This window comes from Pseudomonas sp. IT-P12, assembly GCF_949767465.1.
Taxonomy (GTDB): domain Bacteria; phylum Pseudomonadota; class Gammaproteobacteria; order Pseudomonadales; family Pseudomonadaceae; genus Aquipseudomonas.
In genome coordinates this window covers 232,428-246,736 of the sequence record NZ_CATKPY010000022.1, presented here as the reverse complement: position 1 = coordinate 246,736, position 14,309 = coordinate 232,428, and the positions used below count along the sequence as shown (strand labels likewise).

The 14,309-nt window shown below is 56.8% G+C and carries 19 protein-coding genes; 8 read left to right on the top strand and 11 right to left on the bottom strand.

Features of this window, described 5'->3' with window-relative positions; all coding sequences use genetic code 11:
• Positions 1–4: 4 nt before the first annotated feature.
• Positions 5–394, bottom strand: a complete 390-nt coding sequence (locus ACM6IM_RS15815; RefSeq protein ID WP_414865652.1) for an AraC family transcriptional regulator — start codon at positions 392–394, stop codon at positions 5–7.
• 226 nt (positions 395–620) lie between these two features.
• On the opposite strand from ACM6IM_RS15815, the gene ACM6IM_RS15810 reads away from it, so the two are divergent.
• The gene (locus ACM6IM_RS15810) at positions 621–1,082 is read left to right on the top strand and encodes a RidA family protein (protein WP_414865651.1); all 462 of its coding nucleotides are present in this window, start codon (positions 621–623) and stop codon (positions 1,080–1,082) included.
• Between the two features lie 20 nt (positions 1,083–1,102).
• Here ACM6IM_RS15810 and ACM6IM_RS15805 read toward each other — a convergent pair whose 3' ends face one another.
• Complete coding sequence (locus ACM6IM_RS15805; protein WP_201191114.1) at positions 1,103–2,038, bottom strand: LysR family transcriptional regulator; 936 nt, start codon at positions 2,036–2,038, stop codon at positions 1,103–1,105.
• Positions 2,039–2,342: 304 nt separating this feature from the next.
• Between ACM6IM_RS15805 and ACM6IM_RS15800 the strand changes: the two genes are divergently transcribed.
• Both ACM6IM_RS15800 and ACM6IM_RS15795 read left to right on the top strand, forming a co-directional pair.
• Positions 2,343–2,954 (top strand): M15 family metallopeptidase, encoded by a 612-nt coding sequence (locus ACM6IM_RS15800; protein WP_201190556.1) that lies wholly within the window; start codon positions 2,343–2,345, stop codon positions 2,952–2,954.
• 141 nt (positions 2,955–3,095) lie between these two features.
• The gene (locus tag ACM6IM_RS15795; RefSeq protein WP_414865650.1) at positions 3,096–3,854 is read left to right on the top strand and encodes an SDR family NAD(P)-dependent oxidoreductase; all 759 of its coding nucleotides are present in this window, start codon (positions 3,096–3,098) and stop codon (positions 3,852–3,854) included.
• 161 nt (positions 3,855–4,015) lie between these two features.
• On the opposite strand, the gene ACM6IM_RS15790 is transcribed toward ACM6IM_RS15795, so the two are convergent.
• From ACM6IM_RS15790 to ACM6IM_RS15765, 6 genes are all read right to left on the bottom strand, one after another.
• Positions 4,016–4,555 (bottom strand): YbhB/YbcL family Raf kinase inhibitor-like protein, encoded by a 540-nt coding sequence (locus ACM6IM_RS15790; protein WP_201190552.1) that lies wholly within the window; start codon positions 4,553–4,555, stop codon positions 4,016–4,018.
• A gap of 436 nt (positions 4,556–4,991) precedes the next feature.
• Complete coding sequence (locus tag ACM6IM_RS15785) at positions 4,992–5,405, bottom strand: PaaI family thioesterase (protein WP_201190550.1); 414 nt, start codon at positions 5,403–5,405, stop codon at positions 4,992–4,994.
• Positions 5,406–5,597: 192 nt separating this feature from the next.
• Positions 5,598–6,470, bottom strand: a complete 873-nt coding sequence (locus tag ACM6IM_RS15780) for a class I SAM-dependent methyltransferase (protein ID WP_414865649.1) — start codon at positions 6,468–6,470, stop codon at positions 5,598–5,600.
• A gap of 64 nt (positions 6,471–6,534) precedes the next feature.
• Positions 6,535–7,380 (bottom strand): alpha/beta fold hydrolase, encoded by an 846-nt coding sequence (locus ACM6IM_RS15775; RefSeq protein ID WP_201190547.1) that lies wholly within the window; start codon positions 7,378–7,380, stop codon positions 6,535–6,537.
• A 167-nt stretch (positions 7,381–7,547) separates the two neighbouring features.
• Entirely contained in the window at positions 7,548–7,925 is a 378-nt protein-coding gene (locus tag ACM6IM_RS15770; protein WP_414865648.1) for an antibiotic biosynthesis monooxygenase family protein, read from the bottom strand.
• 56 nt (positions 7,926–7,981) lie between these two features.
• A complete protein-coding gene (locus ACM6IM_RS15765) occupies positions 7,982–8,875 on the bottom strand; it encodes an NAD(P)/FAD-dependent oxidoreductase (RefSeq protein ID WP_414865647.1) in 894 nt (297 codons plus the stop codon).
• Between the two features lie 105 nt (positions 8,876–8,980).
• On the opposite strand from ACM6IM_RS15765, the gene ACM6IM_RS15760 reads away from it, so the two are divergent.
• Complete coding sequence (locus ACM6IM_RS15760) at positions 8,981–9,610, top strand: TetR/AcrR family transcriptional regulator (RefSeq protein ID WP_201190544.1); 630 nt, start codon at positions 8,981–8,983, stop codon at positions 9,608–9,610.
• A 252-nt stretch (positions 9,611–9,862) separates the two neighbouring features.
• Here ACM6IM_RS15760 and ACM6IM_RS15755 read toward each other — a convergent pair whose 3' ends face one another.
• The 3 genes from ACM6IM_RS15755 to ACM6IM_RS15745 all read right to left on the bottom strand — a co-directional run bounded on the left by ACM6IM_RS15755 (position 9,863) and on the right by ACM6IM_RS15745 (position 11,373).
• Positions 9,863–10,312, bottom strand: a complete 450-nt coding sequence (locus tag ACM6IM_RS15755) for a carboxymuconolactone decarboxylase family protein (RefSeq protein ID WP_201190543.1) — start codon at positions 10,310–10,312, stop codon at positions 9,863–9,865.
• Between the two features lie 196 nt (positions 10,313–10,508).
• Complete coding sequence (locus ACM6IM_RS15750; RefSeq protein ID WP_414865646.1) at positions 10,509–10,976, bottom strand: hypothetical protein; 468 nt, start codon at positions 10,974–10,976, stop codon at positions 10,509–10,511.
• A 181-nt stretch (positions 10,977–11,157) separates the two neighbouring features.
• Positions 11,158–11,373, bottom strand: a complete 216-nt coding sequence (locus ACM6IM_RS15745; protein WP_414865645.1) for a hypothetical protein — start codon at positions 11,371–11,373, stop codon at positions 11,158–11,160.
• Positions 11,374–11,632: 259 nt separating this feature from the next.
• Here ACM6IM_RS15745 and ACM6IM_RS15740 point away from each other — a divergent pair, with 259 nt between their 5' ends.
• From ACM6IM_RS15740 to ACM6IM_RS15725, 4 genes are all read left to right on the top strand, one after another.
• Positions 11,633–12,082, top strand: coding sequence for a hypothetical protein (locus ACM6IM_RS15740; protein ID WP_242154687.1), 450 nt, complete (start codon positions 11,633–11,635; stop codon positions 12,080–12,082).
• Between the two features lie 461 nt (positions 12,083–12,543).
• Positions 12,544–12,861, top strand: coding sequence for a hypothetical protein (locus tag ACM6IM_RS15735; RefSeq protein ID WP_414865644.1), 318 nt, complete (start codon positions 12,544–12,546; stop codon positions 12,859–12,861).
• Positions 12,862–13,016: 155 nt separating this feature from the next.
• Positions 13,017–13,385: an SMI1/KNR4 family protein gene (locus ACM6IM_RS15730; RefSeq protein ID WP_414865643.1), complete on the top strand. Its 369-nt coding sequence runs from the start codon at positions 13,017–13,019 to the stop codon at positions 13,383–13,385.
• Between the two features lie 152 nt (positions 13,386–13,537).
• Positions 13,538–14,224 carry a hypothetical protein gene (locus ACM6IM_RS15725; protein WP_414865642.1) on the top strand — a complete coding sequence of 229 codons (687 nt, stop codon included), beginning with the start codon at positions 13,538–13,540 and terminating at the stop codon, positions 14,222–14,224.
• Positions 14,225–14,309: the final 85 nt, after the last annotated feature.

Sequence of the window (14,309 nt, the reverse complement as noted above, 5' to 3'; positions counted from 1 at the left end):
AGGCTCAGGCCTCCGCCAGCATCCTGCGTTGCCACGTCAGCGGCGTCATCCCCTCGGCCTGCGAGAAGATCCGGCAGAAGTGCGAGTGATCACAGAACCCGCATTCCAGCGCAATCTGGGTCAGCAGCATCGTCGAGGATTGCAGCAGCTGCTTGCTCCTTCTGATCCGCTGTTGACGCAACCATTGCGTGGGCGGCATCTGCGTGCTTTGCCTGAACTTGCGGGTGAAATGACTGCGCGACAGTGCGCATGCATCCGCAAGCTGTGTGACCGAAATCCCCGTGTCCAGGTGATCCAGCATCAATCGCTTGGCTTTTCTTTCCTGCCAGGGTTTCAGCGGGCCGGTGGCCGTAGAAAGAACATTGATGGGGGTAGCACAGGTGTCACTCTTCATCGTGATTCCCTTGTTCGACATGAAGAATTGGCGAGGTTGACCACCACCGTCGGGGTGTCGACCGAGCAACAAACTAACGGATCTGCGCCTCACTCAGTGGCGCATTAATGCACTTTGAATGGCGCAATAATGCGAGCGCTGCAACGGGTTTGCGCTGGTAGTCTCTGCCTCACCAACCACTCGGACTGTCGCCAACCGGCAGTCTGACAAGCGTCAGGAGAGTGCTATGTCAGCTTCACAACCGTTCAATGAAAAGACCGCTTACTGGGGCGTGCCATGGGAGGAAAGCTATGGTTATCCGCAGGCGAGGAGGGTGGGGAACGAGATCTACATTTCCGGCCAGTTCAACCACGATGAACAGGGCAACCTGGTCGCTCCCGCGCCGCTGGATGACAACGGCAAGCCGAGCGATTTCTCCGGGATGGGGGAACAGATGCGCGTGTCTTACGACAACATTTCGAAGTTGCTGGCACTTTACGGCGCAACACTGCAGGACGTCGTTGAAGAGACCCTTTACGTGCTGGACATGGACGCGGCATTTGCCGTGGTAGGCCCCGTGCGCAAGGCTGCCTTCGCCAGCGAACGACCACAATGCGCCAGCAACATCATCGGCGTGTCCAGGCTGGCACAGCGCTCGCAGCTGATTGAAATCGTCTGCAAGGCGGTCATTGGCGCTAAAGCCGATTAAGCATGGCTCCCGGTTGCGCTTCAGGTGACCGGGAGACTCAACTGACCTTCGACCAAGGGCTTGCGCTCGGCGACTGCGGCGGTGCAAAACCTCATGAACGCCTTGACCCGGCTCGATTTGCGAATGTCCTGATGGGTGAGCAACCACAGCTCGTCCTGAAGCTCGGGCACAACCGGGCCGACGCGCACCAGCCCGGGCGTGATATCGCCCAACATGCAAGGTAGAAACCCGAACCCCAGGCCTGCGGCGATCGCAACGCTCGCGGCCGCGACGGAATCGGTGCGGTAGGAAATACAATGGGGTTCTACACGGTTGTCGACGTAGGTCGTTGCCTTCAGACCACCCAAGGCGGTGGAGTAGGACACCCACGCCTGACCTTCGGCAAAGGGCTGCGCAGCGGGGGCGATCTTTGCATTGCCGTAGGCTGCCCAGGCGATGTTCGCGAGCTTGCGCCCCACCAGGCTTTCCGAGGGGTTTCTGGTTGCCCTGATGGCGATGTCTGATTCGTCGCGGGCGAGGCTCAATGTCTGATTGCCCACCAGCACCTCGATGGTGATTCCTTCGTTCTGCGCCTTGAAGTCCGCGATGATCGGGGTGAGGAAGTACAACAGTAGCGAGTCACTGGTGGTGATGCGCAGTTTGCCCAGCGGCCCCTGATCGGTGCGCGATACACGGCGGGCAACGCTGACGATATCGAGCTCCACGCGCTCGGCCAGGGCCCGCAGTTCCGCGCCTTCAGCGGTGAGCATGTAGCCAGAGCGACGATGATCGAACAGAGCCACCCCCAGCGTCTTCTCAACCTGAGCCACCCGGCGCGATACGGTCGAAACATTGATCCCGAGTTTCTTCGCGGTGTCGGAGCGGTTGCCGCATTCGCTGAGCGTCTTGATGATGCGCAGATCGTCCCACGAGAGCCGGGCGACAGCGTCGCTCAGGCTGCCCTTGCTGCCACCCATCGGCGCGGGAGGTGGGGTAGCACTTTTCGGTGAAGGGCTCACGACTGGACAGTCCACAATATCGGGGGTTGTCAATCATACGAAAAGGTTATCGGTGAGCCAAGGCGATGCGTGAATGAACGCTTGGGGGCGGCCATTCATTGCGCAAGATTTCGGCGCAAAACCTGGTAGCGATTCTCGGGTTTTTGTCGATGTGGGCATTCTTTAAAGTCGTTGCGTCGCGGCCAGCGGCAAGGTCGCCGATTGCCCCGAGCCCTGTTCTCGGGGGATATGAATCGCCTCGCCTCAACAAAGGAATGCAACCATGACCATTGAAAATTTGATAAGCGCGGTTCAACGCCGCTTGGGTCTCCATGTGGATGGCCGGGCAGGGCCGAAAACCTGGGAGGCCATTCACGTCGCGCTCATGGCCCCGGGTCAGGGTGCCAACGACGGTGCAGCGCCACCCGACATTCAGCCGGTCGACTCGCGCAGCGAAAAAAACATTGCGACCCTGCTGCCCGAAGTCCAGCCGCTCGCTCGAGCGCTGGTTCACAAGGCCGCCCTCAGGGGCATACAAATAAAGATCATCAATGGTTTCAGGACGTATCAAGAGCAGGACCAACTCTATGCGCAAGGGCGTACTGCACCGGGCAAAAGAGTGACCAATGCCAAGGGCGGCTTTTCCAACCACAATTTCGCCATTGCCTTCGATGTCGGGGTGTTTGAAGGTGGCAAGTACCTGCCGGAATCACCCCACTACAAAACGGTGGGGCTGCTGGGTGAGGAACTCGGGCTGGAGTGGGGAGGCAGTTGGGAAACCATCGTCGACCTGCCGCATTTTCAGCTCAGACCCAGCTGGGCCACCGAGTGCGACGAAACCTTCATGGCTGAGCTCAGAAGGCGCGTTGCCGAAGGTGAACCCTTGTATGCCTGAAGCGCGGGCAGTCGCGTATTTCGCTCGTGCGCATGTACAGGAATGTAAAACCAACGTTCATTTATGGCAGTGCTGTCCCCCTGGAATAACGCCCAGAATGTTGCTTTGGATGTGCCACGCATCCGTAACCGAGGAGTCAACATGTCAGGCAAATTCCACAACCAGGTCGCCGTCGTGACCGGCGCATCCACCGGCATCGGTTTTGCGATGGCGCAAGGCTTGATCGCCGAGGGTGCAAAACGCGTTTACATCACGGGTCGCTCAGCGGGCACATTGGAGGCTGCGGTCGCCGAGCTCGGCGACAAGGCCGTTGCGGTCCTTTCCGACGTCTCGCAGCAGGCCGACCTTGATAAGCTCAAAGCAACGATTGAAGTCCGAGACGATCAGTTGGACGCGGTTTTTGCCAACGCGGGCATCTGCGAGAAAAATCCACTGGGCGAAACCACCGAAGCCGCTTACTACAGCCTGTTCGACGTCAACGTGAAGGGTGTTTTCTTCACCGTTCAGACGCTCCTGCCCTTGATGAAAGACGGCGCGGCCATCGTCCTGACCGCGTCGATCTGCTCCAGCAACGGCATGGAAGGGCTGAGTCTCTACAACGCCTCCAAGGCTGCGGTGCGCTCCTTTGCACGCACCTGGGCCAATGAGCTCAAAGACCGCAAAATCCGCGCGAACGTGTTGAGCCCCGGCTTCACCCGCACCCCGCTCATGGACAATGGATTGAAGATGAGCGAGATCGAGATCGCCGCGTTGCGCGAACACGTGGAGCGCATCACGCCGCTGGGTTACATGGCCCAACCCGAGGAAATCGCCAGCTCGGCGCTGTTCCTGGCTTCGGCTGATGCGAGATATGTCAACGGTGTGGAACTGATGGTTGACGGCGGTCTGTCTCAGATTTGACCCGCCGTTGTCAGTGCACACCCTTCGCGTTTTCCTCGACGTGTCACCCGACGAGGAGTTTTTGCCGATGCTGACCGGGCGGTTTGGGTTGTGCGGCCCTTCGTAACGGGCAGCTATCGGCTGAATTCGTTGAAAAAATCAGTGAGCCGCCTTGTGCAGCGTCATTGCTGATAGGTGGGCGTGATCGTCGCCTTGGCCAAAACGTTGGCATTGAGTAAAAACCCCACCAGCGCCCCGCTGGCCTGTGCGTCCAGTGGCAAGGTCTCGACCTTCAAAGCCCACACAGTGAATTGGTAATGATGGGGATTGTCACCCGCGGGTGGGCAAACGCCGCCGAACCCAGGTTGACCATAATCGGTACGCCCCTGCACCGCTCCAGCGGGCAGGTTTGAACCCACGCCTCGCGGAACGCTCGTGACCGAAACGGGCAAATTGACCACTGTCCAGTGCCACCAGCCGCTGCCGGTGGGGGCGTCAGGATCGAATACAGTGATGGCGTAGCTTTTGGTTCCCTCCGGTGCGTCGCGCCAGGAGAGCTGGGGGGACACATTGTCTCCATCGCAACCAAAACCCTTGAAGACCTCACGCCGGGTCAGCGGTTGATCCTGAGCAATATCAGTGCTGGCAAGGGAAAATTCCGCTGCGTTCGCGATGAAAGATGCGCCGAGTGAAATCATGCACAAGAGCTGTTTGATTTTCATAGCAACCTCATGTTGGTGACTGTCTGCAGCTCACTTTAAATCGCGGGTCAGAGGCTGACACTCATACGTCGACGCAGTCTTTTAATGCCTTGGTATGATTGAAAGCGTGAAGGCGGATCGTCGCCAAGCGAATGGGTGGCAGTTGTGCGCAGGTTGGCGAACCGGTACGAGGGACCCGGCAGACCCGAAGGACTCCCGCGCACAACCGCCATGGTGAAGCGGTTTTGCGGAGGCGATGACGCCTGCAAAAGAGCAGGCTCCTCGCACTCGTATCCCGGGTCGCCAAACCCGAATCGCCTTTTGGGGCGATGCGGTGGACTTTAACGTTCATGGGCGGGGGAGGGTAGGTGATGGATTCCGAGGTTTTTGTAGGATGATTTATAACGTCCTAGGACCGTTGGGTCAGGGTGTTGAAATCGTTGGACTATTACGCCGTTCAACTCATTGGCACAGCAAACACCGCACTGGCGCGCGCAACGTTTCGCTCACCGACATGCAAACTGACGGCCGCGAATGCCAGTTGCCGTCCTTTTTTCGAGTACTCGAGCCGCACTTGCAGCCACTCATTCATGTGTACGGCGCCCAGATAATCCAGGGTCATGCTCGCCGTAATCAACGGCTGCGGAGGGTCGCTGGAAAATGCCATGGCGTAACCCATCCCCACATCGGCTAATGTTGCCAACACACCGCCATGCAACGTGCCGCGGCCGTTGGCATGGCGTGAGTCAGTCAATAATCCCAGTTCCAACTCCAGCCCCTGGCCCCTCGCGTAGATCGGGCCAAGCAAATCCAGCAACGGACTGCTGCGGGTAAACGGAGTGAAACCTTCGGGAATGGCTGTGGTGTTCATGGTCCCTCCTCGTGTCGGCAACGAATTCAATCAATGGCCCTGGACGCAGGTTTGAATCGGCTACGCGTTCCGGTTTTGGCCAGAAGCGGACGGTATCGCTTTTGCCAAGGATGGATCACCAAACCAAAAGGGACGTTAATCTAACTCACCTAAGTTGCACTGCTCTACTGAGCGTGGGGGGCGGCATCCCTGCTAACAGGCGCTGGCTGCCGGATTACATGCCATGACGATCCACGCCGCGCCGTCGATCATCACCGACCGCTCGCCGGGGAGGCCGGCGAAGGCGGCGCGAACCGCAGCCGAGGCGTGGGCGCGGATGTCATCGGTTTGTTGCGCCAGCACTAGCGACAGCGGACCGCCCTCGAACGCCATCCTCACCGCGTCATCGATCGCCGCATCCCGAGTCTCGCCTTCACCGAACGGGATGGAAACATCGAACGGCGCAAAAGTGATATTGGTAAATCCAGCGGCCGTCAGGATACGTGTCACGCGTCCCCGGTCACTGAACGAGAATGGTCCGGGTGCTTCGGGATTAGGCGGTGCGGCCAGCGGGACGATGCCCTTGATCGCGCCCATCGGCAGGCGCACCCAATCGTTCTCGGCCACGCCGCGCCAGCAGATGAAAGCGACCCGCCCGCCCGGCCGGAGCGCGCGTCGCATATGGGCGAACGCCCCTGTCGGATCGTCGAAGAACATCACCCCGAAACGCGAGAAAAGGATGTCAAACGCGCCCTGGGGCAGCTCGGCGCTACTGGCGTCGGCCACCTGGAACAGGACCGGCGTATCCTGCGGCGCAAGCTCGCGCGCTCGTCCAATCAGCGGTTCGGATATGTCCACGCCCAGCACATGTCCGCCCGCGCCGACGCGAGCGGCCAGAGCCAGACTCGACGCGCCCGCGCCGCAACCGACGTCAAGCACGCGTTCGCCCGTGGCGGGCGCCGCGGCTTCTATCGCGGCCTGACCAAATACCGCAAACATGGCGTCGAGTCGGGCTTGTTTGGCGGCCCAGTACTCTCCGCTTTCGCCATTCCAGTCGGCGACCTGATAGGCTTTTTGCTCTGTCATGACATATCCTCGTTTTGATTCTTTTTTAACCAGCTAGCCTTTGATCGAGGCAAGGAGGAAGGGGCTACTTGGCCCATATCGCGATCCGTTCCGCGATCGCCTCAGGGGCCTCGATGTGCAGGAAGTGACCGACGCCGGGGACGACTTCCATCGCGTGCTGGGCGGCGAACCGATGTCGGTCTTCGACATGCGCTGGGAGGATGCAGCCGTCGTTGGCACCGTGAAGCTGCAACAGGGGCATCGTGATCGGCTGAGACATGCGTCGCGTCGCACCAATCATGCCGGGGCGCAGCATCGCCCGGTAATACTTTAGGGGCGCAGGCATGCTCTTGCGCAGATGCTCATGTAGCTCTGCCTTGAGAGCGGGATCGAGCGAGAAACCGGGCGACCATTGACGCCAGAGGCTGTCGATGAAGGCAAGATCGCGGGCGGTGGCGATCCAGCCGCTTCCAGGCAGTTGAAAGAGCCCCATGTACCAGCTCCGGCGTAGCTGAGGGAGGTGCGTCAGCCGGCTCATGAACGTGAGTGGATGAGGGATTGCGAGCGCGACTGCGCGTTCGATCCGCTCCGGTGCGGTGACGCAGGCATCATAGGTGATCAGGGCGCCCCAATCGTGGCCAATCAACTCCACGGGGCGCCCCGGAGACCAACGGTCGATCAGCGCGAGCACGTCGCTGGTGAGAGCCGCGAAGTCGAACGGCCCCGCAGTCGGGGACGGCGCGTAACCGCGAAGCCAGGGTGCGACGACGTGACGGCCACGGCGGCCGAGCTCGGCAAGGAAGAGCTTCGCGGTCGGCGGATGATCTGGGAAACCGTGCAAGACGATCGTCGGTTGACCATCGGGATCCCCTCCCTTCAGCGCATGAAAGGTTCCGTGTGGCAGGTCGAAAGTGACGTGTTGGAACTCCATGTGTGTCAGCCTTTTTCAAAATGGTCGGGCGAGAAATGCTGATGCTGGCTTCGGTGTTTCTGGTCTTGGACATGTACGCCTCCATGCTCATGTCCAAGCTGTGCTCTCAAGCCGACATCGACTGCTAGGCGAAGGACCGGCCATCACGCCTTGCCATATTTCCGGAGTCAGGCCGTGCAAAAGCCGGGGACGGCGACCTTCTGGAACAGGTGCGGGGTGGCTACGACGGATGACGGATAGGCCGAAACCTTCGCGACGAATTCGGGACGGGCGAAGGCATCGCGGAGCGTCTCGGTGGACTCCCACACCACATAGTTCAGGAAGGTCGGGCTATCACCGATCGCTCGGTGCAGTTGGGTGGAGATGAAGCCTGGCTGCTTCTTCAGGATTTCGCCTGCCGCCTTGAAGGCATCCAGGAAACCCGCTTCGTCGGCGGAACCGACCGTGAATATGTTGATAAGTACGATTGGCGCGGCCGAGATGCCGAGTTGGCGCTCAAGCGGGAACTTATCGTCTAGCGGCTTGAATTTCTTCAGGACTTCCATGGTGGCGCTCGCGTCTCTTGTGAAATTGAAATTGCCGTGATCGATGCTGCTTGCTCTCACACGAGCATGGACTGCTGGGCGAAGATGCCCGCCATCGCACCTTGCCATGAAGCCGTGCTGACAGTAGCCATGAGAGGGTTGGCGAGATCGCCGGCAGCGTAGACGCCGGGCACACTGGTTTCGCGGCGCTCGTCGACCTTGAGGACGATGCCCAGGGGCGTATCGACTGTGGCGAGGCCCAATGATTCATGCAGACGTGCGGACGGCTTGTTGCGCGGATGCGCAAACAGGATGTCGACCGCAACAGGGGGGCCGGCGTCGAGCCTGACGGTGGTGTCGTGGCTCTCGTCATGGTCGATTTCGGTTATCCGGCCATCGACGACCGGGATGCCGCGGCGTGCCAGATCGGCCCGGATGTCGGGCAGAATGTCTTGACCATTGGCGAAGACTGTCAGTGTGTCGGTCCAGTCGTGGTATAGCCTGACGTAGTTGTGCGAGGGCGGGCCGGACCAGATGAGGCCCCAATGCCGGCCCGCAACTTCAAAGCCGTCGCAATAGGGGCAGGGCACGATGGAGGTTCCCCAGCCTTCGGCAAAGCCGGGAAGTTCAGGCATCTGGTCGGCGACGCCATAACTCAAGATCAGGCGGCGTGCTCTGAGGCTTTCGCCATCACCAGTGAGGATGGTGAAATCGTCAATGCTGCCGGAGATACTCTCGGCCCGGGCAGTGACAAGGCTGATCGTAGGGTAGCGCGCCAACTGTTGCCGCGCTTCGGCCAGAATCTCCAGCGGTGGCTTGTGATCGTGGCCAAGCAAACCATGCGAGTGGTCGGCGAAGCGATTACGCGGAAGGCCGGTATCGAGAACGGTGACACTTCGGCGTGCACGACCAAGCTGGAGAGCTGCGGCAAGGCCCGCAAAACTGCCGCCGATAATGATGACGTCATTCATGGTGATAGGCTCCGCGTTGTGGCTGAAGGGACTCGGGTTTTACTGTTTGGATACTTTCGAGTACCATAATACCTAAATTACGATACCGTCAAGTACTGGAATTTTATGACCGAGATCACCCAGACCCGGCGCGGCCGGCCAGCCAACGAGGCGCTCAGCCAAACGATCGTCAACGCCGCCGGCGAACTTTTTGTGGAGTTGGGATTTCAAGCGACAACAATGGACAAGGTCGCCCAGCGGGCAAAAATATCCAAGCTAAGCATCTACCGACACTTCGAGAACAAGGAGGCGCTGTTCAGCGCGGCCATCGCGGCCCATTGTCATCAGTTTGCACCACAGGCCATTGTTGAAGGCGTCGACGGTTCGGCTGCAGATCAGCTCATGGCGGTGGGGACATTCCTGCTGCGCACGTTGTTGAGTCCGGAAGTGCGCAGTGTTGAAGCCATGATCATGGTCGACAAGACGAAGCAAAAGTCGTTGAGCAAGCTCCATTACGAAGCCGGTCCCGCCTATGTCACTGCCCAGATCGAGGCCCTGTTGCGTCAGTTGCACGCGGAGGCGATGCTAAACGTGCCCGACCCTTTGGAGTCTGCCCGCTTGTTTGCCGCGCTTATCAAAGGGTCTGATCTTCTGATGATCGCCCGCTTCGATGAGGCGAAGGCAAAGGACGACAATGAAGTCGAATCCTATTGCCGGTCGGCCGTCGCAATGTTCATCGCAGCGCACGGTGTTTAGCGGTTGATTTGAACGCCTGATGTTGATCGTTAGCTGGACATCTCAAATGGCAGGCTTCGGCCGTTAGCAGTCCTTGCCAAGGTCCGCTTATAGCCGATTTCTGCCCTTCACAGCAGGCCGCTTTCGGCCAAAAGCGGTCGTTCGAATCAACTGGAAATGGGTACATTCAGAGCTTTTGGATCACTCATCGTAATGGCCCACTGAGTGTTGTTGCCGTGCTACCTTTAACAATAGGGGGCACGACCTCAAGTGTCAGGCTTTAGCAGCTGGCTTCAACCTGAAAGTGACACCCATACGGTTGAAGGCGTTCATGGCGGCAATTGTCGCGGTAAGGTCCACCAGATCCCTAGGTTCAAACACCGCTGAGGCAGCAGCATAAGCTTCGTCCGATACATGGGTTTCACCGACTCGGGTGACTTCTTCTGCCCAAGCCAATGCTGCACGTTCCTGATCAGAAAAGAGGTAGGTCGCTTCGTGCCAGACTGGTATCAAGAGGACTTTGTCTACCGACATGTATTCTTTGATGAGGTCTCGGGAGTGAAGGTCGATGCAATGAGCGCAACCGTTGATTTGCGAAACCCGCAGAAATACCAGGTGGATCAACGAGGGAGGAAGATTCGTACCACTGGTGACGTAGTGGTGCAGGCCGGTCATGGCTTTCGCCGCGCCCGGTGAGACTTCGAACCAATTAGCGCGAGACATAGAGGCTCCTTTGGGTATGTAAAATGGGATGGCCTCGGATTGATAAAGGCGGCTTATCCCGAACAATCGCCAAATTTATAGGTGCCATGGATCAAGGTATTGATCCAATTTGTTCCTTTCGTGTTGGTCCACTTCAAGATGGGCGAACGGCTACCGGTCCCAGCCTGTCAAGGCTTGCGTGTCGTTTTTGGCCAAACTACTTCATGCCGACAAGCCCTTTTGCCAAGTCTCGGTCTTCAGCGTTGAGATTGTGAGAGCTCATCCTGGTGTTGAGAGCATTCATCGCATCAGACATCGCTGACTCCATGACCTGAAGCTCTGCCAACGCAGCTCCGCGGCGGGACTTCTTGATCTCGTCCGAGAGAGAATCGTCCTCCATTATCTTCTGGATTTCTTGGCGTTTGGCTGCAATGCGCTCTTGTAGCTTTCGAATATTTTTTAGCGCTTCTTTCACATCATCCGGCAGGCTCGTCTTTTCGATATCTGCATATTTATCCTCGTCGGCTTTCTTTTTCCCTTCCGCGGATATTTCTACCCTGGTCGACGGATTGTCTTCCCCGCTATTCATGCTGGCCTGACTGGTCGGCTCAAAACTTGTCGATTTCACTGGGCTTGCTATCACGGCCTGGAAGCCAACTGAGCTAACGGAAGAAATGTTTGACATTTGAATACGAACACCTTCGCTGATGGTAAAACGGTATCGGCAACAGGGGCACAGACATGAGCCGTCCTAATCACGGACTTCGATCACCCTGAACGGGTTCATCAGCACCGCGAGCGTCAGTTCGACAGGGCTTTTGAACCCAAGGCTGACCCTGCTCTCGCGAAACGCGGGGTCGGAGTTATCAGATTTGGAACAGGCGGGAGATCGCGGTCATGGCCTTGTCTCCATCAGTTTCATAGAGACCGAACAGGCGTGCTTGGTCGCTCAGACGATGAAGCCGAAAATGGTTATAGAACGCTTGGCCTAAGCGCTGATTATCGAACGCCCCGCGTTCCCAAAGAGTTAAAAACTCTTGATACGCAACGCGCTCAATTTCCAGTCTCGGCTTGCTTTCCATTTAAAGATCCATTTTTGTCATCGATGACCGAATCCTACTGACGCCGGACAGATGCGGCAATGCGCGTTTTGGAGGCGATTTTTAATCATCCGAACTAGCTTTGGAGTTTTTACACACTCTGGGCCAAAAGCGGACGTCGAGCATTCCCCAGACCGTGTGCAAATCGCTCCTTAGAATGATCGACAACGCCTTAAAGGCTAAGTAACGTTGCCTCAGGGCGGGCAATGGATGAGCTCGGCGGCGTAGATGGAGGGTCAGCATGCAAGGCAAGCTAATTTATGAATTAACTGAGGAAGACTTCCGAGAGCACGGTGTCTGGTATTTCCCGATGGACGATGATGACTGGGAAATTGTTCGTCCCTGCCTGGAAGAGAGCGATACGACTGTGCTGGTGAGAACAGTTTTTCGCGGCGCTGATGGAGCCAGTTACGCTGGGTATGTGTACTGGAGTCTTACCGACGACATCGGTCATATCCAACCTAACCTGTTTTTACCCGATGGGTCCTCCATGACCTTTTGGGGAGGAGTTATCAAAGCTGTATGGGAGGACTGGATTCAGGGTGAAGCCGCACGCTTGGTTTTTCCGATCACGTTTGAATCCGAGCCTTTGCTTGGAATGGCACAGATGACGGGGCAAATCGACGGACTCTATTATCTTGATGATGACAAGCGCACGCAGTGCTTAACTCCGCCGCTTCAAATTCATTAGCGGACGTTTAGAGCCTATCCGCGAGCGAATTGGATGATTTAGCTAGCGCTATTGAACGATCCGTCCCTGTTTCATTTTAACCGTGCCCAAAGCAGTCTAACTGCAGGAGCTTCTAGGTCCGCTAATGGCCGATTCTGTTGAAAAAGCCGGTCTGCCCAAACGGCCTGATCATTGACTGGCGAAAACACCTTTTTTGCACGCTGCTACGTGAAATCCGAGTCCGGAAGCCTCTGCCAAAAGTAAAGATTTCAATCTCGGACGCGTACTTTTCTGATGCGCAACACATGGCCGACTTTTTCAACAGAATCGGCCGATTGCAGCCGATTGCGACAGGCAGAAAACGGCCAGAAGCTGACGATACTGTGATGCATTGATAGTCTATATATGCGTTCAGTCGAGTAGGCCTTTCCTCATAAACTACTCAACACGCAACACCGTACGCATGACACAAGGATATCCCGATGACACTGGCTGACTTGCAACGGCTATCCGTATCTCAAAGCGAACTGGTTCTTCCCTATCCCCACGCGATTACAGCTTTGCAACTCCTGGAGGTAACCGGCGCTATCCTGATCGGATGGGAGGGGTGGTTACGCTACCCAGACGGCAGGTTGGGACATTCCGACATGCACCAAGGTACCACTGACACTTCAGTGCTTCCTTCATCAGAAGCGTATAGCTGGGCCAAAGCCTCCATGAGCCTGTCGCAAAAGGAACACGAACTCCAGAACGAGACTACCGATATCAAGCTGCTTTTTTGCATCATTGTGAATGCTTGAAAATGCTCCGCTGACCGATTTAGCCAATCTTCGTCAACCGGTTGAATCCGGCCAAATGCAGTCACTGGAAAGCTCTGCTGCCACTCGATAGCCTCAGGTTCCGCTGACGGAACCACACAGTTTGTTCATTAATCCAAGCGTAAGGTGCCTCGTTTATGACTAGCGATCCGTTCCGCATCCCTGACGACGGAGATATCGCAGATGCAGAACGTAAGCTTAACTTCCATTTTCCTCCCGCCTATGCCGAATTTTTAAAGGGAGGAAGTGACGTGGCGAATGCCTATTTTGAACCCGCTGTTATTCTTCCTGGGAGCAGCTATCTCGACATATTTCAAATTGCCGAGTCAGCATGGAACCGTAGCGGTGTACCAAAGGACTGGCTCCCTTTCATTGAAGACAATGGCGACTACTTCTGGGTCTCACAAACCGGTGAGGTAAGTTACTGGTCTCACAATGGCGCGACGAATGAAAGGTGGCCAAATTTTTCCGCGTGGTTTCAGCAGGTCTGTGTAGAGCGCAATTAATACAACCATGAAGAAAACCGAAAGCGGACACAATAGCCTCGTCTAGATGTCCAAATTCGGCCAATTTCCGCCGATGCTGACCGGCAGCTATGGGTCGTTTTCAGCCCTTCGCGACAAGCAGAAATCGGCCAGTCGATCGACAGGCCTCATCTGTGAGCAGTAAGCTTTACCGCGATACAGGCCGGAAAACAGCAACTGCCGCTAGTAAAAACAGCAGATGGATTTCCCGCAAGGGATTAACAAAAGGGAATGATATGGGCATTTTTGATCGGTTGTTTGGTGGACGCTTTACCATGCCTCCACCCGATGAGACCAACCTCAGCACTACAGCGATCATGAAAGAGCTTCGGCCTGGCTCACAAGATCCAAAGCAAGGACAGGCCCTTAAGGCTCTTGCTCAAGCACTGTTGGCATTCGCTCCAGAAAATGAAAGCACCAGGCTTATCAGGCGCATCATGCGTAAATACGCTTTGGGGGAAGGCGCCTGCACTGCTCTTTCAGATGGATTGCTTGATGATGCAAGGGGACAGAAACTTGAATACCTCGTTCTGCTAAGTGTCGATTGGAAAGGGTACGACGGGTTTGAGTATCTGGCTCCCTATCTGACAAAGGCCATAGGCCTGAAGGAGCCTTACGCCTACGTGCATAACGGCACCTCATCGATGTCTGAAGTGCTTAACGACTTTGATAGATGGCTGACTCGGTTCGGTAAGCGGTACCTTCACCTAGACTCAGGAGGTGAAAATTACGACGGTTTTATCGTTGACTCGGGACGGGTGGAAGAAATCATTGAGCTGGCCCAACGTGCTGGTATTAACGTCAGTCTGGATAGCTTCTAAATTTAAAAAACAAAGTCGGGATTTTCGATGAGCGCTTTTGCGCTCGATTTCGGTCAGTCGTGACTGACTGCAATCGGCCAACAGC